This window comes from Altererythrobacter sp. H2 (genome assembly GCF_035319885.1).
In the GTDB taxonomy this organism is placed as follows: Bacteria; Pseudomonadota; Alphaproteobacteria; order Sphingomonadales; family Sphingomonadaceae; genus 34-65-8.
In genome coordinates this window covers 2,177,630-2,199,823 of record NZ_CP141285.1, presented here as the reverse complement: position 1 = coordinate 2,199,823, position 22,194 = coordinate 2,177,630, and the positions used below count along the sequence as shown (strand labels likewise).

At 65.2% G+C, this 22,194-nt stretch carries 21 protein-coding genes; 14 read left to right on the top strand and 7 right to left on the bottom strand.

Translation table 11 applies throughout. From position 1 onward, the window contains the following. The first annotated feature begins 24 nt into the window (after window positions 1–24). Both U4960_RS10915 and U4960_RS10910 read left to right on the top strand, forming a co-directional pair. On the top strand, window positions 25–393 hold the full coding sequence (locus U4960_RS10915; protein WP_324260667.1) for a BlaI/MecI/CopY family transcriptional regulator: 369 nt from the start codon (window positions 25–27) through the stop codon (window positions 391–393). Beyond that, window positions 390–1,928 carry a M56 family metallopeptidase gene (locus U4960_RS10910; RefSeq protein WP_324260666.1) on the top strand — a complete coding sequence of 513 codons (1,539 nt, stop codon included), beginning with the start codon at window positions 390–392 and terminating at the stop codon, window positions 1,926–1,928. Before U4960_RS10915 ends, U4960_RS10910 begins: the two co-directional genes overlap by 4 nt. A gap of 8 nt (window positions 1,929–1,936) precedes the next feature. Here U4960_RS10910 and U4960_RS10905 read toward each other — a convergent pair whose 3' ends face one another. Both U4960_RS10905 and ypfJ read right to left on the bottom strand, forming a co-directional pair. Then, window positions 1,937–2,545, bottom strand: coding sequence for a hypothetical protein (locus U4960_RS10905; RefSeq protein WP_324260665.1), 609 nt, complete (start codon window positions 2,543–2,545; stop codon window positions 1,937–1,939). 16 nt (window positions 2,546–2,561) lie between these two features. Continuing rightward, entirely contained in the window at window positions 2,562–3,434 is an 873-nt protein-coding gene (gene ypfJ, locus U4960_RS10900) for a KPN_02809 family neutral zinc metallopeptidase (protein ID WP_324260664.1), read from the bottom strand. A 117-nt stretch (window positions 3,435–3,551) separates the two neighbouring features. Here ypfJ and U4960_RS10895 point away from each other — a divergent pair, with 117 nt between their 5' ends. From U4960_RS10895 to U4960_RS10875, 5 genes are read left to right on the top strand one after another with little or no spacing between them, the layout of a single operon-like run. Continuing rightward, a complete protein-coding gene (locus U4960_RS10895; protein WP_324260663.1) occupies window positions 3,552–4,307 on the top strand; it encodes a 3-hydroxybutyrate dehydrogenase in 756 nt (251 codons plus the stop codon). Between the two features lie 31 nt (window positions 4,308–4,338). Continuing rightward, complete coding sequence (locus U4960_RS10890) at window positions 4,339–5,811, top strand: M28 family metallopeptidase (protein WP_324260662.1); 1,473 nt, start codon at window positions 4,339–4,341, stop codon at window positions 5,809–5,811. 40 nt (window positions 5,812–5,851) lie between these two features. Further along, window positions 5,852–7,351 carry an IMP dehydrogenase gene (gene guaB, locus U4960_RS10885; RefSeq protein ID WP_416379066.1) on the top strand — a complete coding sequence of 500 codons (1,500 nt, stop codon included), beginning with the start codon at window positions 5,852–5,854 and terminating at the stop codon, window positions 7,349–7,351. Then, on the top strand, window positions 7,348–8,529 hold the full coding sequence (locus U4960_RS10880; protein WP_324260660.1) for an RsmB/NOP family class I SAM-dependent RNA methyltransferase: 1,182 nt from the start codon (window positions 7,348–7,350) through the stop codon (window positions 8,527–8,529). Before guaB ends, U4960_RS10880 begins: the two co-directional genes overlap by 4 nt. Window positions 8,530–8,540: 11 nt before the next feature. Further along, window positions 8,541–9,095, top strand: coding sequence for a tetratricopeptide repeat protein (locus U4960_RS10875; RefSeq protein WP_324260659.1), 555 nt, complete (start codon window positions 8,541–8,543; stop codon window positions 9,093–9,095). A gap of 8 nt (window positions 9,096–9,103) precedes the next feature. On the opposite strand, the gene U4960_RS10870 is transcribed toward U4960_RS10875, so the two are convergent. Both U4960_RS10870 and U4960_RS10865 read right to left on the bottom strand, forming a co-directional pair. Continuing rightward, window positions 9,104–9,592 carry an RNA pyrophosphohydrolase gene (locus U4960_RS10870; protein ID WP_324260658.1) on the bottom strand — a complete coding sequence of 163 codons (489 nt, stop codon included), beginning with the start codon at window positions 9,590–9,592 and terminating at the stop codon, window positions 9,104–9,106. After that, complete coding sequence (locus U4960_RS10865) at window positions 9,589–10,542, bottom strand: alpha/beta hydrolase (RefSeq protein WP_324260657.1); 954 nt, start codon at window positions 10,540–10,542, stop codon at window positions 9,589–9,591. Before U4960_RS10865 ends, U4960_RS10870 begins: the two co-directional genes overlap by 4 nt. A 175-nt stretch (window positions 10,543–10,717) precedes the next feature. Between U4960_RS10865 and U4960_RS10860 the strand changes: the two genes are divergently transcribed. The 7 genes from U4960_RS10860 to U4960_RS10830 all read left to right on the top strand — a co-directional run bounded on the left by U4960_RS10860 (window position 10,718) and on the right by U4960_RS10830 (window position 19,468). Next, window positions 10,718–12,676, top strand: a complete 1,959-nt coding sequence (locus tag U4960_RS10860) for a 2-oxoacid:acceptor oxidoreductase subunit alpha (protein ID WP_324260656.1) — start codon at window positions 10,718–10,720, stop codon at window positions 12,674–12,676. Beyond that, complete coding sequence (locus U4960_RS10855; RefSeq protein ID WP_324260655.1) at window positions 12,673–13,704, top strand: 2-oxoacid:ferredoxin oxidoreductase subunit beta; 1,032 nt, start codon at window positions 12,673–12,675, stop codon at window positions 13,702–13,704. The genes U4960_RS10860 and U4960_RS10855 overlap by 4 nt, the downstream gene beginning before the upstream one ends. Window positions 13,705–13,824: 120 nt before the next feature. Then, the gene (locus U4960_RS10850; RefSeq protein ID WP_324260654.1) at window positions 13,825–14,454 is read left to right on the top strand and encodes a hypothetical protein; all 630 of its coding nucleotides are present in this window, start codon (window positions 13,825–13,827) and stop codon (window positions 14,452–14,454) included. Window positions 14,455–14,543: 89 nt separating this feature from the next. Next, window positions 14,544–15,458, top strand: a complete 915-nt coding sequence (locus tag U4960_RS10845) for a metal-dependent hydrolase (RefSeq protein ID WP_324260653.1) — start codon at window positions 14,544–14,546, stop codon at window positions 15,456–15,458. 114 nt (window positions 15,459–15,572) lie between these two features. Continuing rightward, window positions 15,573–16,946 carry a cryptochrome/photolyase family protein gene (locus U4960_RS10840; protein WP_324260652.1) on the top strand — a complete coding sequence of 458 codons (1,374 nt, stop codon included), beginning with the start codon at window positions 15,573–15,575 and terminating at the stop codon, window positions 16,944–16,946. A 41-nt stretch (window positions 16,947–16,987) separates the two neighbouring features. Further along, window positions 16,988–18,253: a cyclopropane-fatty-acyl-phospholipid synthase family protein gene (locus tag U4960_RS10835; RefSeq protein WP_324260651.1), complete on the top strand. Its 1,266-nt coding sequence runs from the start codon at window positions 16,988–16,990 to the stop codon at window positions 18,251–18,253. Window positions 18,254–18,274: 21 nt separating this feature from the next. Beyond that, complete coding sequence (locus U4960_RS10830; RefSeq protein ID WP_324260650.1) at window positions 18,275–19,468, top strand: serine hydrolase domain-containing protein; 1,194 nt, start codon at window positions 18,275–18,277, stop codon at window positions 19,466–19,468. On the opposite strand, the gene U4960_RS10825 is transcribed toward U4960_RS10830, so the two are convergent. The 3 genes from U4960_RS10825 to purF form a co-directional block, all read right to left on the bottom strand. Continuing rightward, window positions 19,465–19,815 carry a PilZ domain-containing protein gene (locus U4960_RS10825; protein WP_324260649.1) on the bottom strand — a complete coding sequence of 117 codons (351 nt, stop codon included), beginning with the start codon at window positions 19,813–19,815 and terminating at the stop codon, window positions 19,465–19,467. The two genes, U4960_RS10830 and U4960_RS10825, sit on opposite strands and share 4 nt — an antisense overlap. A gap of 109 nt (window positions 19,816–19,924) precedes the next feature. Further along, window positions 19,925–20,638 carry an SDR family NAD(P)-dependent oxidoreductase gene (locus tag U4960_RS10820; RefSeq protein WP_324260648.1) on the bottom strand — a complete coding sequence of 238 codons (714 nt, stop codon included), beginning with the start codon at window positions 20,636–20,638 and terminating at the stop codon, window positions 19,925–19,927. Next, a complete protein-coding gene (purF, locus tag U4960_RS10815) occupies window positions 20,638–22,104 on the bottom strand; it encodes an amidophosphoribosyltransferase (protein WP_324260647.1) in 1,467 nt (488 codons plus the stop codon). The genes U4960_RS10820 and purF overlap by 1 nt, the downstream gene beginning before the upstream one ends. Window positions 22,105–22,194: the final 90 nt, after the last annotated feature.

The following is a 22,194-nucleotide window of genomic DNA, read 5'->3' as shown; positions in this document are numbered from 1 at the left end:
TAATTGAAGTGTCGGGAGGGCGTCTTGGCGGAACGGATCAGCGAAGCGGAACATGCCGTGATGGAGGCGCTGTGGGAACGCAGCCCCCAGACGGCGACCGAAGTGTGCGAGCAGGTCTGCCGCGAGCGGGACTGGAGCTTGCCTACGGTCAAGACGCTGCTCTCGCGGCTGGTTCAGAAAGGTGCGATCGAGACCCGGCCTGACGGTCGGCGTTTCCTCTATTCGCCGCTGCTTGAGCGGGCCGATTATGTCGGCGAGGAATCGCAGCGGCTGGTTGACCGGCTTTTCGGCGGACGGGCGGCGCCGCTTTTCGCCCACCTCGCCGAAGCGGAGGCTCTGACGCCGCAGGACATCGCCGAGATCGAGGCCTTGCTCAGGGAGTTGAAGCCATGACGGGCTGGCTTACCGACACGCTGGTGTGGACCGGCGTGCTGATCGCACTGGTGCTGGTCTTGCGTCGACCGGTCGCGGCCCGGCTCGGGGCCCGGGCAGCCTATGCGCTGTGGCTGTTGCCGTTCGCGCGGATGGTGCTGCCACCGATCGAGCTGCCAGCGATGCTGGCTCCTGCACCGCAACCGCCGGAAACAATCTTCGTGCTGACTGGCGACGTCACCGCATTGGCGTTATCTGTGCCGGTGGCGGCCGAGCCGGTCGACTGGAGCGCGCTGCTGCTGGCATTGTGGCTGGGCGGGGCGGGGCTGTTCCTGTTTCGCCGGTTTGTGCTCTATGCGCGGATGCGGAGGGTCCTGCTGGCTGATGCCCGGCCGGTTGGCCAGTCCGGCGCCATAAGGCTGGTGGAAACCCCGGTCGCCACCTCACCTGTGGCCTTCGGCGTGATCGACAAGGTCATCGCACTTCCGCCGGGCTTCATGGCATGGCCGGACCGCACGGCTCGCGATCTCGCGCTGGCGCATGAACTGGCGCACCATCGCGGCCGCGATCTGCTGGCCAACTTCGCTGTGCAGCCGCTGTTCGCGCTGCACTGGTTCAACCCGCTCGGCTGGACAGGATGGGCAGCGATGCGCCGCGACCAGGAGGCAGCCTGCGATGCCCGGGTGGTCGAGCATTGCGAACGCGCGGAGCGCGCGGCCTATGCCACCCTGATCGCCGGTCTTGCCGCCGGACCAAACATTGCCCTTGCCGCGCCGATGGCGTGCCCGGTGCTGGGCGAGAAAAGCATCATTCAACGTTTGAGGAGCCTGACCATGACCGATATTTCCCCGCGCCGTCGCCTGCTGGGTCGCCTGCTTCTGGCCGGGGGGCTGCTGGCTCTGCCGCTGACGGCCTCGATCAGCTATGCCGAAGGCAATCAGGCTCCCGCTGCGCCGCTTGTCGAACTTGTCCCTGCAGCGCCGGTTGCGTCCGACGCGCCGGCGGCCCCGCTGTTGTTGCAGGCTGGGGGCGAGATCGCGGCGGAGGCACCCGAAGACAGCGAGCGAGTCGAGCGCAAGGTCATTGTCATCAAGCGCAAGGATGGCGAGAGCGACAGCCAGCGCGCACCCGGCGTCTCCCTTGACGAGAACCGTCGGATCATCATCCTTGATGGCAAGGGCCTGAGCGAAGAGGAGCGAGCCCGACTGCACGCAGAGCTCGATGGCAAGATGCTGAAAATGGAAGGCGACCTTGCCGAAGCCCGAAAGGACCGGCGCATTGCGATGATCGAGATGCGCCGTTCGGTGGGCGAGGAAATGAGCCGCATCGATGTGGACTGCAAGGATGCCGCCGGCCAAGGCGGCTGGCAGGAAAAGGATGGCAGAAAGGTCATGGTCCTGTGCCGGACCAACGTGACCGCCTCTGCCTCTGCCTTGTCGGGCCTGCGCGAGGCACGCGAGGCGCTTGCCCGTGACCAGAACCTTACCGGAGAAGTGCGCGCCGAAGTACTCAAGGCGCTCGACGATCAGATCGCGAAAATGTCCGCACCGGAGTAGCCGGGCGATTAGTCCCCGACCGGTTGAACCACCGGTTCGGACATGAAGAGCGTGCCGTCCGCGGCGCGCTCTTCCTTGTTGTCGGCGGGCTTGTTGTCGGCGGGCCTGCGTTCTTCCGCGGTGTCGATCCGATCCGCCTTGGTAACCTGCACCCTGGCGAAGGCCGGCCGGGCCGGATAGGCGCAGTCACGCTGCTGGCCCAGCCCCTTCAGAAATCCGCGCCTGACCGATCCGGCATAGATCGCCGCCTCAAACGCCCGTTCGTTGTCGGCTGCTCCCGAAATCTCGCGCACGATGCCGCGGAAAGGGATGAGCGAACCCACTGCACTCTTGGCGATTCGCCCGAATGACAGCCGGTCGCGATCTTCGGCCGCGATATCGATGTCCGGCCCCAGTACGGCGTCCAGCTCGGCAATGGCCATGCCAATATCTTCGCACCGCGCCAGCCCTACAGTATCGTAGGCCGCTTCGCTCGCCCTGAGGAGCACCTGGGGGATCGGGTCGCGGGTCAGGTTCAGGTCCCGGATCGGGGTAGTGGCGATGTTCTGCACGTCCGGTTCGCGATCGCGCACATTTTCCGGTGCTTCCTGCGCGAAAACGGGGGCAGCGGTCGCCATCAACAGCAGGCAGGCGCTAGCCCGTTTCGAAAATCCCGTCACACCTGCGATCATCACCTGTTTCCAATCCGAGCCGCAGGGCCTGCATGCGTTGTGCGCTGGACCCGTGCGTGAAGCTTTCGGGATCAACGCGCTGGCCGGAATTTCGTTGCAAGGTGTCATCGCCGATCGACGCGGCGGCGTTCATGCCTTCTTCCATGTCGCCCGGTTCGATCAGGTTGCGGTTGCGGCCGGCCCAGACGCCGGCATAGCAATCGGCGTGCAATTCCATCAGGGTCTGGAGACGATTGGCTGCGCGCGGGTTCTGCTGCTGGGCGCTGCGGATCTGCTCCGCCACCCCGGTTATCGTCTGCACATGGTGGCCATATTCGTGAGCGACCACATAGTATCGGGCAAAGTCGCCGCGCTCTCCGGCCATCTGCGCCAGCTGCTCGTAGAAGCCGGTATCGATGTAGATGCCCTGGTCGGCGGGGCAGTAGAACGGCCCCATGCCGGTCGAAGCAGGTCCGCAGCCGCTGTTGAACTGGTTGCTGGCGACGAACTTGAGGGTCGGCTGGCTGAACGCCGCGTTCTGTTCCTGGAAAATTCGCTCCCACGTCTGGTTGAGCGAGCTGAGCGCATTGCACGTCTCGAGCGAATACTGGTTCGAGGTGCATAGCTCTTCGGTGCTCTGCCCTTCGGTGTCCGCCTGCTGCTGGACCTCTGCGGGTTCCCCGCCGCCAAGGGCACCGATTGTCTGCGCCGGGTCCAGCCCGAACACCAGGGCCCCGATAATGGCGATTAGCACGGTGCCGCAGCCCAGCTTGCCACCCCCTCCGCCGGGAAAGCTGCCACCGCCGCTGGTGGTGCCGACACGGATATTGTTCGGGTCAAACCGGTTCAGTCTCATTGCAGTCCCTCCCACGCATAATGGCCATGGCTTGCCTTTGATATCGCTGGACAGTGTGCCCCTTCGCGGCAAAAGCATGGCGGGACAACCCTCTCCACACAAGCACCGGAGTCGACAATGACCCTAGTAGGAAAGCGCGCCCTCGTAACCGGTTCCACATCGGGCATTGGCCTTGCCATTGCGCGCGCCTTGCGAGCGGACGGCGCGGACGTGATCCTCAACGGCTTTGGCGAGGCATCCGAGATCGACGCGCTGTGCAGCGAACTTGGCGCGCTTCACAGCCCTGCAAACCTGCTGGATGTAGCCGAGATCGAGGCCATGATGGCAAAGTTCGGCCCGGTCGATATTCTCGTCAACAATGCCGGGATGCAGTATGTCAGCCCGGTCGAGGAGTTCCCGGTCGACAAGTGGAACGCGATTATCGGCCTCAACCTGACTGCCGCTTTCCACACCGTGCGGCTGGCCGTGCCGGGCATGAAGGCCAAGGGCTGGGGCCGGATCATCAACACCGCCAGTGCCCATTCGCTCACCGCGTCCCCGTTCAAGAGCGCCTATAATGCCAGCAAGCACGGAATAGCGGGCTTTACCAAGACGATCGCTCTGGAACTGGCGCAGAGCGGGGTTACTGCCAACTGCATCAGCCCCGGTTATGTCTGGACCCCGCTGATCGAGGGGCAGATCCCCGATACGATGAAGGCGCGCGGGATGACTCGCGAGCAGGTCATCAACGATGTGTTGCTGGCAAAACAACCGACCAAGAAATTCGTCCAGCCGGAAGAAGTTGGCGCACTTGCCGCCTTCCTCTGCCGCGCGGAAGCTGGCAATGTGACGGGTGCCAACTGGAGTATCGACGGCGGGTGGACCGCCGGATAGCCAGCGCGGCAGGAAAGCAGGGGCACACAGGGTGACACGCAAGGCATGGCTCGCAGGGCTACTCGCGCTGCTGGGCAGTGCGTGCGCCCCGATGAGTGGCCCCAATTCTGCTCCACGGGCCGAACTGGATGCGATCGAGGCTGCGCTGGGCCGGCACATCGGCGTGCTCGCCAGCGATGAATACGAAGGACGGCGGCCCGGAACCCAGGGCGAAGCCCTGACCTTGCGGTACCTCGCGCGCGAATGGCAAGCCATCGGGCTCGAATCGGGGACGAATGATCCGGCCAACCCCTGGTACGCTCCGGTGGACCTGGTGATGGCCATGCCCTCGGCTGGAGTGGTGTCATTCACATCGGCGGGCCGGACGGTGGATCTTCCGGAACAAGCCGTGACGGTCTTCGGCACCCAGCGGCGGGATCTGGTCAAGGGCGCGCCGCTGCTGTTCGTGGGCAATGTGGCGAAAGTCCAGCCGATCGAATTGGTTGGCCGGGTGCCCACGCTGAACTTTGCCGGGCCGCAGAGCATGGACCGGATCGAGCAACTGGCAGCGTCGGGCGCTGCGGCTGTCATGGTGCTGGGCACAAGGGCGGAACTGGCCCCGCTCATCGAAGCGCGAAGCCATGGTGCCTACCGGCTCGCATCGGATGATCGGCCGCTGGCTCCGATTGTCCTGGTTGATCGGGATGCGGCGTTGGCGCAGCCCGGGGTTCAGCCGTTTTCCGGCCGGTTCCGGGACGCCGACCGGGAGGATTTTCGCCCCACCGCGCTGCCTGTTACCCTGTCGCTCGATACGCGGGCACAGCTGGCGGACGTGCGGACTCACAACCTGATCGCGCGCCTGCCGGGTCGCGATCCGCAGCTGGGGGCCGTGCTGATCCTGTCGCACTGGGACCATTTCGGTGTGTGCCGCCCGGAAGGTGAGCCTGACCGCATCTGCAATGGTGCGGTCGACAATGCCAGCGGGCTGGCGATGATGACCGAGCTGGCGCGCCTTCTGGCCGACGGACCGCGGCTGGACCGTGATGTCTATTTTCTGGCGACCACGGCGGAAGAATGGGGGCTCCTGGGTGCTTCGGCCTTTGTGGCGGAGCCGCCGGTGCCGCTCTCCAGCGTGGTGGGCGCGTTCAACCTCGATACCGGGGCCCTGGCCCCGCGGGGCAAGCCGGTGGCAGTCGTGATGCAGGGGCTGGCCCCGTTCGATGCGGAAGTCTTGCGGGTGATCGCGGCGACCGGCCGCGCGGTAGCCGGGCAGGACGTTGCGGCGCAGTATCTCCGGCGGCAGGATGGTTGGGCGCTGCTCCAGGCCGATGTGCCGACGGTGCTCGTGTCGGGCAGCTACGCCGATGCCGATCTGCTCGATAGGTTCATCCAGACCCGCTATCACCAGCCGGGCGACACGGCCGACGGGCTGGAACTGGGCGGGGCGGCGGAGGACGTTTTGCTCCACCTTGCGCTGGTGCGTCACTTCGCCGATCGTGAACGCTTCACACCCGCCGCCGAATAATTCGGCGCCGCCTCTAGCCGCTGCCCCCAAGCGCGGTTACATGGGCCGCCACGAATCTTCCGGTGAAAGACAGACAGTGGCATACAAGGATATCCCCCTCGGCCTTACCTTTGACGACGTGCTGCTGCGCCCGGGTGAAAGCGATGTCCTGCCCAGCATGGCCGACACCCGCACCCGCCTGACGCGGGAAATCGGCCTGAATATCCCGGTCATCTCCGCCGCAATGGACACCGTCACCGAAGCCGACATGGCGATTGTCATGGCCCAGCTCGGCGGGATGGGCGTGCTTCACCGCAACCTTGATATTGACGTGCAGTGCGCGGCGGTCCGCGTCGTCAAGCGGTTCGAAAGCGGCATGGTGATCAACCCGATCACCATTTCGCCCGACGCGACTTTGGGCGATGCCCAGGCCCTGATGCAGCAGCACCGCATCAGCGGCATCCCGGTGACCGACCGGGACGGCAAGCTGCTGGGCATTCTTACCAACCGCGACGTGCGCTTTGCCGAAAACCCGGCGCAGCCGGTGCGCGAGCTGATGACCACCGAGAATCTGGCCACTGTGCCGCTCGGGACCAACCAGGAGGCCGCCCGCCGCCTTCTGCATGGCCGCCGGATCGAAAAGCTGCTGGTGGTGGACGATGCCTACAAATGCATCGGCCTGATCACGGTCAAGGACATTGAAAAGGCGGTCAACTATCCCAGCGCCACCAAGGACGCGGCGGGCCGCTTGCGGGTGGCTGCGGCCACCACAGTGGGTGACAAGGGCTTCGAGCGGACCAGGGCGCTGGTCGAGGCGGAAGTCGATGTCATCATCATCGACACCGCCCACGGCCACAACCGTGACGTTGCACGGGCGGTCGAACGGGCCAAGACGCTGTCGAATTCCGTCCAGGTCATTGCCGGCAACGTCGCCACAGCCGAGGCCACCCGCGCGCTGATTTCCGCCGGAGCGGACGCGGTCAAGGTGGGTATCGGGCCGGGCTCGATCTGCACCACGCGCGTGGTTGCCGGGGTTGGCGTGCCGCAGCTGACAGCGATCATGGACAGCGCCGAGGAAGCGGCCAAGTCAGGCGTGCCGATTATCGCGGATGGTGGCCTTCGCACCAGCGGCGACGCAGCCAAGGCGCTGGCCGCAGGCGCATCGTGCGTCATGGTCGGCTCGCTGCTGGCTGGAACCGAGGAAGCGCCGGGCGAGACCTTCCTTTACCAGGGCCGTGCCTACAAGAGCTATCGCGGCATGGGCAGCGTCGGCGCGATGGCGCGCGGCAGTGCGGACCGCTATTTCCAGCAGGATGTTTCGGCGATGAAGCTGGTGCCTGAGGGAATCGAAGGGCAGGTACCCTACAAGGGTCCGGCAGCCGACGTGATCCACCAGCTGGTCGGCGGGGTGAAGGCGGCGATGGGCTATACCGGCAGCGCCACGATTGCCGATTTGCAGGAACGGGCCGAATTCGTGCGCATCACCAATGCAGGCCTTGCCGAGAGCCATGTTCACGACGTGGCGATCACCCGCGAGGCGCCGAATTACCCGACCCGATGACCCCCGCCGCGCGGGTACAGGCTGCGATCGAGCTGCTTGACGCGGTGATCGAGGCGGCACAGGGGCAGGGCGCACCGGCTGACCGCCTGATTAGCGAGTATTTCCGTGCCCGCCGTTATGCCGGGAGCAAGGACCGCCGCGCAGTGCGCGAGCTGGTCTATGACGCAATCCGTGCGTGTGGGCCGGTCCCCGCCAGCGGACGCGCCGCAATGCTGCGACTGGCCGAAGCCGACCCGGCGATATCGGCCTTGTTCGATGGCACCGGTCATGGACCTGCGCCTGTGGTGGCGGGGGAAACGGCAGCCCGGGGTGGCCTCGCTCCGCAGTGGATCGAAAGCGCGCTGGCGAGTTCCGGACTGGCGGGCGATGAAGCGGCGGCACTGCTGGGCCGGGCACCGCTTGACCTGCGGGTCAACACGCTGAAAGCTGACCGCGTGACGCTCGACTTGCCGCGGGCCGCTGAACCGCTCGCGGCACCCCAGGGCCTTCGCCTGCCATCGGGCACCCCGGTCGAGCAGTGGGACGCCTACCGCGACGGCCAGGTGGAGGTGCAGGACCACGGCAGCCAGCTTGCCTGTCTGGCCGTGGGGGCACAACCCGGGGAAACAGTCATCGACCTGTGTGCCGGGGCAGGGGGGAAGACGCTTGCTCTGGCGGCAGCCATGGAGAACGCAGGTATCCTGATCGGGTGCGATACGGACAAGCGACGGCTGGGCAATCTGCCGCCCCGCGCCCATCGCGCCGGTGCAGGGCTAATCGAAACCCTGTTGCTCGACCCTGGTCAGGAACTTGCGGCACTGTCTGCATGGCAAGGCAATGCGGACGCGGTGCTGGTCGATGCGCCCTGCTCCGGCACCGGCACCTGGCGCCGCAATCCGGAGGCACGCTGGCGGCTTACGCCCGCCATGCTCGACCGGCTGGTTGCCTTGCAGGTCCACTTGCTCGATCTGGCCGCCACGCTGGTCCGCCCCGGCGGACGGCTGGTCTTCGTGACCTGTTCGCTGCTCGATCGTGAAGGCGCACAGCAGGCATCCGCCTTTCTTGAGCGACATCCCGGCTGGTGCGCCGATCGACCCGACCTGCCGCTTGGCCGTGCGCATGGGGAAGGAATCCGCCTGACACCGTTCCATGACGACACGGACGGATTTTTCATCGCCCGTTTCACTTCGCCGTGTTAACCCTTGGGACTATGGCTCTGTCCGAGTCTTTTCGTCTTGATGCGCTCAAGGAGATCGTGATGCGCTTTGCTGCTCCTGCCGCTGCCCTGTCGCTGGTCCTTGCTGTCAGCGCGAGTATCGGTTCTGCTGCGGACCGGGCGGTCGATCCCCGCGCGGCGGTGCTGATCATGGAAGGCCGCGCCGCGCTCGAAGCCGGGCAGCCGCAGCAGGCGATTGATGCCTACGAAGCGGCGCTCGCAGTCGATCCCGGCCATACGCCGATTTTCCTCGACCTGGCCGAGGCAGCCCGCCGCGAAGGGCTGCAGGGCAAGGCGATCCGGTACTACCGGGAGGCTCTCAACCGCGAGCCGGAGAACCTGGCGGCAATTTCGGGCGAAGGGGCTGCACTGTTGGAGAAGGGCGCAGTCGAAAAGGCCAAGGCGAACCTTGCCCGGCTGCAGAAGATGTGCGGCAGTAACTGCCCCGAAGCCCGGGCCCTGTCGGCCGTCATTGCTCGTGGCCCGCAACCGCGCATGATTGCCGCTGAAGCGGTCATGCCCGATGCGCAGGTCACCCAGGCCAATTAAGGCGCAAGCTAAATCAGGTCGCTAAAGGCTTCCAGCACAGTGCGGTAGACGCGCTTCTTGAAGGGAATGATCAGCTCGGGCAGCTGCTCCGGCTCGACCCAGCGCCAGTCGCAAAACTCCGGCGGATCGTGCGCTTCAAGATCGATGTCCGCATCGGTCCCGTTGAAGCGGGCGAGGAACCAGACCTGCTCCTGCCCGCGATACTTGCCCCCCCAAAGCTTGCCTTGCAGTTCCTCCGGCAGATCGTACCGCACCGGTTCCGTCATGGCCTTGATGATGCTGACCCGGTCAGCCTGAACGCCTGTCTCTTCGGCCAGTTCGCGCAGCGCCGCCCCGTTGAGGTCTTCCCCGTCATCGACACCGCCCTGGGGCATCTGCCACCAGTCGCCTTCCTTGGTGTCGATCCGGCGACCGACGAACGCCTTTCCGTCACAGTTCACCAGCATCACGCCCACGCACAAGCGATAGCCCAGATCTTCGATGTCTGCCCTGCTCATTGTGCGATGCGCGCCAGCTTGGACTTGATCGCGCCAAGGAATGCGGTGAGGTCTGCCTGCCCGCTGGGCACCGCTTTGCGCAGTGTGACGAAGCCGTGGATGATGCCGGGAAACTCGAAGTAGGCCACCTCGGTGCCTTGCCGGATCAGGTGCGCGGCATAGGCGCGGCCGGAATCGCGCAGCGGGTCGAGCCCGGCCGTGCAGATCACTGTTGGCGGGGTGTTGGCGCAATCCCCGACCATCGGGGTGTGGCGCGGATCGCTGGGATCGCCGCCATATTGCTGGGTAAACCAGGCCATTGCCGCACCGGTCAGCAGGAAGCCTTCGAAGAAGTCCTTCAGGCTCTGGTGCTTGCTGACGTCGTCGGCGACCGGATAGATCGGCGCCTGCACCAGCACCGGCACCGCCGCAGGTTCGTTGACCAGCTGGTTGGTGGTGACGATGGTCAGGTTGCCGCCGGCGCTGTCACCCGTGATGACGAGGCCGGTGACCTGGCGGCCCAGTTCGGCGGGCGAGGACGCAATCCACCGCGCCGCAGCCTCGCAATCGTCTGGCGCAGCCGGGAAGGGGTGCTCCGGCGCTAGCCGGTAATCGACCGAGACCACCGGCAGGTCGAGCTGGTGGCTGATCTCGGTGCACAGGCTGTTGTAGACTTCCAGATCGCCGATCACGAACCCGCCGCCGTGTAGGAACACCACCACCGGACCGGGGGCACGCGTTTCCTGCGTATCGTAGAGCCGCAGCGGAATCGGGCCAGCCGGGCCGGGGCAGGTGAGGTCACGGACTACCGGCAGGTGCACAGCGTCAGCCTCTGCCATGCCGGACATGGCCCGCATCTGCAGGCGGCCTTCGATGTGCCCGACCTCGTCCACCCCCTTGCCGCCGATCTGCTCCAGCATCGTCAGAAAGGCGCGCACATCCTCGCGCACGTAATGTTCGGCTTCGGCCATTGGTCGTTCTCCCATCCTGTTCTTTTCGGCAGGTTAGGCCGCACCGCTGCGCTTTTCCACTCGACATTTTGCAACCATGGGAGAAAAACTTCATTGCGGGAGCGGGGCGGGGTACATAGGTGCCGCGCTCGATGCACATGATGCGCCGGCTCACGGCGCGCGACAAGGAAAGCCAATGGCTACGACAGCCGCCGAAAGGCCGCACCAGACTGCCGCTTCACCCGAATCCGTTGTTGTTCGCTTCGCCGGGGATTCCGGCGACGGGATGCAGCTGACCGGCGGGCAGTTCACCCTCTCCAGTGCGCTGGCGGGCAATGATTTTGCCACGTTCCCGGATTTCCCGGCTGAAATTCGCGCGCCGCAAGGCACGCTGTTTGGTGTCTCGGCCTTCCAGATCAACTTCGGCAGCAGGGAAATCAGCACCGCAGGCGATGCGCCAGACGTGCTGGTGGCGATGAACCCGGCCGCGCTCAAGACCAACCTGCCTGCGCTCAAACCCGGCGGTCTGGTGATTATCGACACTGGCGAATTCACCAAGCGCAACCTCGAAAAGGCCAAGTACGAGGTCAACCCGCTGGAGGATGACACGCTGGCCCGGCACGATGTGCTGAAGCTCGATATTTCCGCCATGACGATCGAGGCGGTCAAGCCGTTCGGCCTCGGCAACAAGGATGCCCTGCGCTGCAAGAACATGTGGACGCTGGGCCTGGCCCTGTGGATGTTCGACCGCGAACGCGCGCCTCTGCATGAATGGCTCAAGGGCAAGTTCCGGAACAAGCCCGAACTGGCGGAAGCCAATATTGCCGCGCTCGACGCCGGCCATGCCTATGGCGAAACGGCCGAGCTGGCCGGGCCCCTGCGGCAGGTCCATCTCGATCCGGTGCCGACCAACCCGGGGCTTTATCGCACCGTCACCGGGGCTGAGGCGGTCTCGCTCGGCCTGGTTGCGGGCGCGCGGCTGCTGCGCCTGCCGATGTTCTTCGGCGGCTATCCGATCACGCCCGCCAGCGCGATCCTGCACCACCTGGCGCGGCTGAAGGAATTCAACGTCACTACCTTCCAGGCGGAAGACGAGATCGCCGCGATTTGCGCCGCCATCGGGGCGAGCTATGCCGGCAGCCTCGGCGTAACCTCCTCCTCCGGCCCGGGCATTGCGCTGAAGGGCGAAGCGATGGGGCTGGCAATCATGACCGAGCTGCCGCTGGTGATCGTCAACAGCCAGCGCGGCGGGCCCTCCACTGGCCTTCCGACCAAGACCGAGCAGAGCGACCTCTACCAGGCTGTCTACGGCCGCAACGGCGATGCGCCGATGCCGGTGATCGCCGCGCGCAGCCCGACCGATTCGTTCGAATGCGCGATCGAGGCGTGCCGGATTGCGGTGCAGTACATGACTCCGGTCATGCTGCTGACCGACGGCTATATCGCCAACGCCAGCGAGCCGTGGAAGGTGCCCGATCCCGACCACTTCGAGCGCTTCCCGGCGCAGTTCCTGACCGAACCCAACGGGCCCGCCGACGAAAACGGCAAGGCCGCGCTGCTGCCCTACAAGCGCAATGAGCTGGGCGGCCGTCCGTGGATCAAGCCGGGCACGCCGGGCCTGATGCACCGCATCGGCGGGATCGAGAAGCAGGTCGACACCGGGCACATCGACTATTCGCCGGGCAACCACCAGGCGATGACCGATGCGCGCATGGGCAAGATCGCCAACATCAAGGTGCGGGACCAGCAGGTTGCGCTGGGCGAAAAGACTGGCAGGCTGGCGGTGGTCGGCTGGGGCAGCACTTATGGCCCGATCCACCAGGCCGTGGCCCGGGCCCGCAAGGCCGGGCACGACGTCAGCCACATCCACGTCCGCCACATCTGGCCGCTCCCGGCCAACCTCGGCGACCTGCTGCGCGGTTTCGACAAGGTGCTGGTGCCGGAAATGAACACCGGCCAGTTCAAGACGATCCTGCGCGACCAGTACCTGATCGACGCGCAGCCGCTGACCAAGACGAGCGGTCAGCCGTTCACCATTGCCGAACTGGAAGCAGCGATCGTAACCTATTTTGACGGCATTCCGGGTGATGCCGGGGGCGAAAACGTCGAGCCCAACGACCAGCAACTGCCCAACCCGATCGGAGTCGATCAATGAACGCGCCGGTGAAGTTCGAAACCACGCTCAAGGACTGGGAAACCGACCAGGAAGTGCGCTGGTGCCCGGGGTGCGGGGACTACGCGATCCTCAAGGCCGTGCAGCGCACGCTGCCGCAGCTCGGTTGCGATCCGGCCAAGACGGTGTTCATCAGCGGGATCGGCTGCTCCAGCCGCTTCCCGTACTATATCGAAAGCTATGGCTTCCACACCATCCATGGCCGCGCACCGGCGGTGGCGACCGGAGTGAAGCTGGCCAATCCGGAACTCGACGTCTGGCTGGTGACCGGTGACGGCGACGGCCTTTCGATTGGCGGCAACCACATGATGCATGTTCTGCGACGCAACGTGAACATGCAGATCATGCTGTTCAACAACGAGATCTACGGCCTGACCAAGGGGCAATACTCGCCCACCAGCCGCCCCGGCACGCTGAGCCCCTCGACCCCCGGCGGCTCGATTGACCGGCCGGCTCAGGCCTGTGCCTTTGCACTGGGCGCCGGGGCGCGGTTCGTGGCACGCGGGTTCGACGTGTCGAAGAACCTGCCCGACGTGCTCAAGGCTGCTCACGCCCACCAGGGCGCGGCTTTCATCGAGATCTTCCAGAACTGCATCGTCTACAACAAGGACGTGTTCAACGATTTCGCCGCGCCCAAGGGGGCGGAGGAGAACCAGCTGTGGCTGGAAGACGGCCAGCCGATGCTGTTCGCTGGCGGGACCAAGGGCATCACCCTCAACCACGAGACCCTGTCGCTGGAAGTGGTCGATGTCGTGGACGGTGACTGGCAGGCGGCCAAGGTGATCGTCCATAACGTCACCAACCGCTCGATCGCGCATATGCTGGTGGAACTGCCGTTCGGCCCGTTCCCGATGGCGCTCGGTGTGCTTTACGATGACCCGCGCCCGAGCTTCGAGAGCGAAGTGGTGGCCGAGAACAAGCGCCTGTCGGAAGGCAAGGAGCCCAACCTCGCCGCACTGCTCGCCAAGGGGCAGACGTGGAAGGTCGAGCCAGATGGGCACCCAGCCTAGACAGGGCACGGTGCGCCGCGCAGCCGGAAACTTTCGCGCCTTTTTTTGAACAGATTTGGGCTCCGTGCGTTCCTTCGGGGACGGAGGGGGGCAGCAATGCCTCAACGCACGGAGATTACTATGCGAAACCTCAAGATCACCCTTGCCGCCGCGACCGGGCTTGCCCTGTCGCTGGCCGCCTGCGGCAATGAACCCGACAATGCAGACACGCTCGAGTCAGACACCGCAGTGACCGATACCACTGTGGCTGACAGCACCGTCAGTTCGGATGAGTTCAATCCGCTTGAGCGGGACTATACCCTGTCAGCCGAGGCGCAGGAACGCCGCGCCGAATTCGACGTGGACGAATTCAACAGCCAATTTCGCGAACTGCATAATGAGCTCGCGCAGTCGGGGAGCGCCACTGGCACGACAACGACCGGCGGGACCACGACGACAACCAGCCCCGGTTCCACCACCACCACGACCGGCCAGATGGGAACGGGCAGCGGGTTGATGGAGCGCAGCGCCATGAACTGGAGCTATCTTGACCGCAATTCCGACGGCCGTCTGTCGGTGGCGGAATATGCGATCTGGGCCATTCCGATGGACCCGAATGCGCCCCGGCCGAACGATGATACCACTCCCTATGTAACCGCAGACCAGGCCAATCGGGCGGCGGATTCGTTCTTCTATTATGATCAGGACGGAGACGGCTATCTGTCGCAGGTCGAGTTCAACAACGCCCGCCGCGGCGGTGACGTGAACTGATCCTCGTCACGGCGCGCAAGAGGGGCGGCGGGTATGACCTGCCGCCCCTTTTTCGTTGAAATGTAGCCTGTTCCCGCCATGGTGCGGCGATGGACAATCTCACCCACAGCCTCGTCGGCGCACTGATCGGACAGGCGGGGCTCAAGCGGAAGACGGGGCTGGCAATGCCGGCGCTGATCATCGGGGCGAACCTGCCCGATGTCGATGCGGCATGCTTCTTCTGGCTGGACGGAGTCGAGCATCTCGGCTTCCGGAGGGGGATTACCCATGGCCCGCCCGCGCTGGTGCTGCTGCCGCTGATTCTCGCGGGGGTGCTGTGGGGTTTCGACCGCTGGCAGGCCAGGCGCGGGAAACGGCCGGAAGGGCGGTTGCCGGTCCATTTCGGCTGGCTTTACGGCCTCGCCTCACTCGGCTGCCTGACTCACCCTGCGCTCGACTGGCTCAACGTCTACGGCATCCGCCTGCTGGAGCCCTTTTCCAGCCAGTGGTTCTATGGCGATACGCTGTTCATCATCGACGTGTGGTTGTGGGCGCTGCTGGGCGTGGCGACGTGGTTCTCGCTGCGGCGGGAGAAGCGGGGCGGGGAGTGGATAAAGCCGGCGCGGATCGCGATGGTGGCGGCGTTGGGGTATATCGGTTTCAATGGGGCGATCAGTCACGTAGCGGCTACCACATATTCCTATGCTCCGACCGGATCGAGCATGGTGATCGCCAGCCCTGTGCCGCTGTTTCCTGCGCGCCGGGAAGTAATCACCGGATCGGATGGCCTGTACGCAATCAACGGTACGGCCTTGCCCGGAGTGCCCATTTCGGCTTGCAATCTGGTCGAACTGGCAGAGAGGGACACGCAGGTAGGTGCTTTCATGTTCTGGGCACGCGCTCCGATGATCGAGCCGGGGGAAGACGGTATCTATCGCCTGTTCGATGCACGGTTCTACGACCCGCGCGCGCGGGACCGGTTCTCGGTCGCGCTGCCGGATCTGAAGTGTGAGCCATTACAATAGTCCCCGTCATTGCGAGCGGCGCAGCCGCGCGGCAATCCAGAGTTTGGGGCGAGAGGCTCTGGATTGCCGCGGCGACTGCGTCGCCTCACAATGACGAACCAACCGAGGAATGTGATGATCCAAATCGTCTGGCTGCGGCGCGATTTGCGCTTGGGCGACAACCCCGCACTGCATCATGCGGCCAAGGCCGGGCCGGTGGTGTGCGTCTATGTGCTCGACGATGCCCGCGCGAAGGGGCACGCCTATGGCGGCGCCAGCCGCTGGTGGTTGCACCATTCGCTTGAGAGCCTCGCCCGGTCGCTGGAAGCAAAGGGCAGCCGCCTGATCCTGCGCCGCGGCGATGCGGTGGAGGAACTGACGAAGGTCGCGGCGGAAGTCGGCGCAACCACGGTCCACGCCAACCGGCATTATGAACCATGGTGGCGCAAGGCGCAGAGCGAACTGAAGGAACGGCTCGACCTCCAGCTGCACGACGCCAATTACCTGCTCCCGCCCGGCGCGGTGACGACGGGCTCCGGCACGCCGTACAAGATCTACACCCCGTTCTCGAAAGCGACGCTGGAGCAACTCCCGCCGCGCGATGCGCTGCCCGAGCTGGAGACGCTGTCCTCGCCCGAGACATGGCCCGCGAGCGATGCGCTGGAAGACTGGAGCCTGCTCCCGACCAGACCCGACTGGGCGGGTGGGATGCGCGATTTCTGGCAGGTTGGCGAGGCGGCGGCGCACGAGCGGCTCGACTGGTGGGCCGATCACGTCGCCGACTACGACGAAGGCCGCAATTTCCCCTTGGTCGACAAGACCAGCCAGCTTTCGCCGCACCTGCACTTTGGCGAGGTCAGCCCGGTGCAGATCTGGCACGCACTGAAGGACCGGCGCTCGGCCGGGTGGAAAACCTTCGAGAAGGAACTGATCTGGCGCGACTATGCCCAGAACGCGATCTGCCAGTTCCCGGCCTATGCCACCCAGAGCTATCGCGAGGAATTCGACAAGCTCCAGTGGCGCGATCATACCGGCGAGGCCGCCGCAGACCTTGCGGCATGGCAGCAGGGCATGACCGGATACCCCATCGTAGATGCCGGGATGCGCCAGCTGTGGCAGACCGGGTGGATGCACAACCGGGTGCGGATGATCGCCGCCAGCTTCCTGATCAAGCACCTGCTGATCGACTGGCGCGTGGGCGAGAAGTGGTTCTGGGACACGCTGGTCGATGCCGACTATGCCAGCAACGCCTGCAACTGGCAGTGGGTCGCGGGCACGGGCGTTGATTCCAACATGTTCGTGCGGATCATGGCGCCCCTCAGCCAGAGCGAGAAGTTCGATGCCGCAGGCTATATCCGCGCCTATGTGCCTGAACTGAAGCACCTGCCCGACAGCGAGATCCACGATCCGGCCGACAATCGCCGCGGGCGCTATCCGCGCCGGATCATCGAGCACCGCGAAGCGCGCGAGCGGGCATTGTCTGCCTACAAGGCGGTGAAAGCAGGCTGATCGCGCTTGCCCCGTTTCGGGTGCAACGCCATAGCAAGGCCATGTCGAGGGGAGCGGATATTCGCGGGGGTAGCCTGCTGCGCAGCGCGGCGCGGTTCGAGCGCCAGCCGGGGCTGATCGCGCGGGCCTTCGCGCCCGGCTTTCACAAAGTGCTCGACCGGATCGATGCCGGGCTCGCCACCGGGACGCTGACCGGCGTGCTGCCCGATGGCACGACCCGCCGCATGGGTGGCCGCGCGCCCGGGTTCGAGGTCACGGTCACGATCCACGACTGGCGCGCGCTGCTGCGGCTCGCCACCAACGGCTCGATCGGCTGGTATCAGGCGTGGGAAGCGGGCGAGTGGTCGAGCGAAGACCCGGTTTCACTATTTGCGCTGTTCATGGCCAATGCGGCAACTCTCGGCGGCACGGCGCGGGCACAGGGGCCGTGGCGGGTGATGGCGAAGGCGGCGCATTGGCTCAACCGCAATTCGAAGGCCGGGGCGCAGCGCAATATCCATGCGCACTACGACCTCGGCAATGATTTCTACGCTGCGTGGCTCGACCTGACGATGACCTATTCAAGCGCGCGCTTCCTCGAACCGCCGCGCATCTCGCCCGATCTCGAAGCTGGCCAGCAGTTCAAGATGAGCGCGATTTCGGAACGGATCATGCCTGATCCGGGCAAGCAGCTGCTGGAAATCGGCTGCGGCTGGGGCACCCTGTCGTGGGCATTCGCTTACCAGTTCGAGGTTGGTGTGACTGCCATCAGCATCTCGGACGAGCAGCTGGCCTGGGCACGCGAACGTCACGCCGGCCTGCCCAACCTGGAGTTCCGCAAGCAGGACTACCGCGATGTTCACGGCCAGTACGACGGGATCTACAGCGTCGAGATGGTCGAGGCCCTCGGGCGCGAATACTGGCCCGATTTCATGGACTGCGTCGCGCGCAACCTCAAACCGGGCGGGCGGGCGGCGATCCAGTATATCTCCATGCGCGACGACCTGTTCGATGCCTATGCTGCCAGCGCCGATTTCATCCAGGCCTATATCTTTCCCGGCGGACTGTTGATCCGCACCAGCGAGTTCCGGCAATTGGCCGAAGAGCGGGGCCTGCGCTGGTGTGATCAGGACGATTTCGGGCTCGACTATGCCGAGACACTCAGGTTGTGGCGGGAGAACTTCGATCTTGCCGTCTCCACTGGCCACCTGCCGGCCGGGTTCGACGGGCGCTTCATCCGCCTGTGGCGTTACTACCTGATGTATTGCGAAGGCGGCTTTCGCGGCGGCGGGATTGACGTGCACCAGGTTACGCTGGTCAAACGATAGAGGATTCAAGGGGGAAAGAGGATGCTCAAGCGGACATTGATCGCGGTGCTGCTGGTGGCGCTGGTGGGGGGCGGGCTGTTCTGGTTCTCGCTCAGCAAGGACGAGCGCAACCTGCTGGCACACATGCCGACCGACCGGAACGTGCTGTTCTGGTCGCAGGATCAGCGCGATGCTGCCTTCCGTACGCTTGATGCCATCCCCATTCTCGCCAAGGCGCGGGTGATCGAAGCCGGGGATACGGTCTATCCGCTGCCCCAGGGCGAGCCGCTCGATCTCGATGTCGCCGACTATATGAGGAGCCAGCGCACGGCCGCGCTGGTGATCGTCCATGACGGCAAGGTGGTGCTGGAGGAATACGGGCTCGATTTCGGGCCGGAAGGCAAGTGGACCAGCTTCTCCGTCGCCAAGAGCCTGACCTCGACCATGGTCGGCGCGGCGGTGAAGGACGGGCATATCAAGAGCCTCGACGACAAGGTCTCGCAGTACATCAAGGGGCTGGAAGGCTCGGAATACGACAACGTGACCGTGCGCCAGCTGCTTACCATGACCAGCGGGGTGCGCTGGAACGAGGACTACGAAGACCCGAAGTCCGATGTCGCCCGGTTCAACGAGCATCAGGCAGAAGACGGGCTCGATGTGACGGTCAGCTACATGCGCACGCTCGGGCGCGAAGCCCCGGCGGGGGAAAAGTGGGTCTACAAGACTGGCGAGACCAACCTCATCGGGGTGCTGGTGAGCGAGGCCACTGGCAAGCCGCTGGCGCAGTACCTTTCGGAAAAGGTCTGGGCACCCTTCGGGATGGAGCAGGACGCTACCTGGCTGCTCGGCTCCACGGGACGCGAAATCAGCGGCTGCTGCGTTCAGGCCGCCACCCGCGACATGGCCCGCTTCGGCCTGTTCATGCTGGGCGGCGGTGTGGCCGGAGGCGAGGAAGTTCTGCCGGAGGGCTGGATTGCCGAGGCAACCACCCGGCAGGCGGATATCGGCGCACCGGGCAAGGCCTATGGCTACCAGTGGTGGACTTACGATGATGGCACTTATGCTGCCCAGGGGATCTTCGGGCAGGGCATCTTCATCGACCCGGCCCGCAAGCTGGTGATTGCGTCCAACAGCAACTGGCCGCGCGCCAGCATGGGCCCGGAAGGCAAGGCGCGGGAGGCGTTCTACAAGCAGGTGCAGGCGGCCATCGATGCGCGCCAGCCCTCGACCGACTAGCCGGTGTAGCGATAGACCGTGCTGGGCGCATATCGCGCCAGGATATTATCGTGCACGATCGGGCTGAGGAGCTGCTCGAAGGCGCAGCCCACGATCGAGTTGTCCCACCAGACGACCTCAGCCTGGAGGGACTCGAGGCCGGGGAGGGTGATCCAGCACAGCTGGCCCGGGTGCATCCGGCTGATCGCAGCGGCGCTGAAGCCTGAGATGGACAGGTCGTGGACCACAGTCTGGAACGCCCGACCGCCCGATGCGCGCAGCTGCGCGGGGATTGTCAGGCGCGTGCGCGGCGAGCAGCGGTCTTCCTGCGCAGCGAATTCGTAGCGGTCTTGCGAGTTCACGATCATGACTGGCATACCTTTGCAGCACTGGTTTGGCCCGCCCCGAAGGGAGCGAGCGACCAGCACTGTCACAGAGCCTGATTACCTGCCGGTAAGGATCGACCGTTAAGGGGTTTTAACCAACCCGCTCGCGATGGCCGGTCGGGAAGTCCTCGGCCAGCAGAGCCACGATCCGGTCCGCGACCACAGCAGGTTCCTTGACTGTGGCCGGATCTTCTCCCGGATAAGCCTTGGCCCGCATCGCCGTGCGCGTGGCACCGGGATCGAGCAGGGCCACCCGCACTCCGCCGATTTTCTCGACTTCCTGAGCGTAGCTTTCGAGCAGCGATTCGAACGCCGCCTTGGTCGCGCCATAGGCGGCCCAGAAGGGGCGCGGGTTTGAGCCGACCGAGCTGGTCAGCCCGATGACCCGGCCCTGACCGCTGCGCTTGAGCATGGGGTCGAACGCGGCCAGCAGGGCCTGGGTCGCCAGCAGGTTGATGGTGACGGCCTGGCCGAACTGCTTGGCGTCAATTTGCGTCACGGGCGTGAGCGTCGGCAAATATGCCGCCGAAATCACCAGGACATCGAGCTTGTCCCAGCGCGACGCCATGGCGCTGGCGAGCCGCGAAACGCCTTCGCTTTCGGTCAGGTCGACCGGGGCAATGGTGGAGGTGCCGCCCACCGCATGGATGGCATCTTCGACCGCTTCGAGCTTTTTCACCGTCCGCGCCGTCAGAACCACGTGGGCACCGGCCTTGGCCAGTGCCAGCGCGGTCGCCGCTCCAATACCCTCACTCGCACCGGTAACGAGCGCTACGCGCCCTTCGAGCGGTCGGTTCTCGGACATCAGGCTACCTTGTCGAAAGAAAGCTGGGATTCGCGCTGAGTGCGCTGGGCAAGATCGGTCAGCGAAGTGGGATAATCACCGCTGAAACAGGCATCGCAGAACTGCGGGGCCGTTGCGCTGCGTTCGATGCCGCCAACTGCGCGATAGAGGCCTTCGATCGAGACGAAGGCGAGGCTGTCTGCCTTGATGAACTCGCGCATCGGTTCCAGCTCCATTCGCGCGGCGAGCAGCTTGGACCGCTCCGGCGTATCGACGCCGTAGAAACAGCTGTGCGCCGTGGGCGGGCTGGCGACGCGGAAATGGACCTCGCTGGCACCGGCATCGCGCATCATCTCGACGATCTTCATGCTGGTGGTGCCGCGCACGATCGAATCGTCGATCAGCACGATCCGCTTGCCTTCCACCAGTGCACGGTTGGCGTTGTGTTTGCGTTTGACCCCGGAATGGCGGGCACCGTCCGATGGCTGGATAAAGGTCCGGCCGACATAGTGGCTGCGGATGATTCCCAGCTCGAACGGCACGCCGGACTGCTGGGAATAACCGATGGCCGCGGGCACGCCGCTGTCCGGCACCGGCACCACCAGATCGGCCTCGACCGGGCTTTCGATGGCAAGTTGCGCGCCGATCGCCTTGCGGGCTTCATAGACGCTGCGGCCCGCGAACAGCGAATCCGGGCGGCTGAAATAGACGTGTTCGAAAATGCAGGGCCGGGCCCCTTGCGGGGTAAAGGGCCGGTGGCTGGTGACGCGCCCGTCCTGCCGCACTTCGACGATCTCGCCCGGTTCGATCTCGCGTTCGAAGGTTGCGCCGACCACGTCGAGCGCCACTGTTTCGCTCGCAAAGACCACTGCATCGCCGATCCGGCCCATCACCAGCGGGCGGATGCCGAGCGGATCGCGGCAGGCGATCATCCGCTTGGGCGTCATGCAGATCAGCGAATAGGCGCCTTCGACCATGCGCAGGGCATCGACGAACCGGTCCAGCAACGTGGGATAACGGCTGGTCGCGACCAGGTGGATGATCACCTCGGTATCCGAGGACGACTGGAAGATCGCGCCCTTTTCCACCAGTTCCTGCCGCAGGTGCATGGCGTTGGAAATGTTGCCGTTGTGGGCAATCGAGAACCCGCCGCGCGCCAAGTCGGCGTGGAGCGGCTGGACGTTGCGCAGGCCCTGTCCGCCGGTGGTCGAATAGCGCACGTGGCCTGAAGCCATGTGGCCCGGCAACTCCGATAGCATGACCTGGTCCGAAAAGACCTGCGCCACATGCCCCAGCCCGCGCCGCGCAAAGAACTCGTGCCCGTCCCAGCTGACGATGCCGCAGGCTTCCTGTCCGCGATGTTGCAGGGCGTGGAGACCAAGCGCGGTAACGGCGGCGGCCTCGGGATTGCCGATGACGCCGAATACGCCGCATTCCTCGCGCAGCTTGTCGCCGTCGAGGTCCAGAAAAGGGTGGGTGAGGTTCATGACGGTTTCCGGGCTGGGCGTGGCGCGTCTCGCGGGCTCTTTGGCGATGTTACGGGTCAATTACAAGCACGGGCTGGGGCAGGTTGTGCG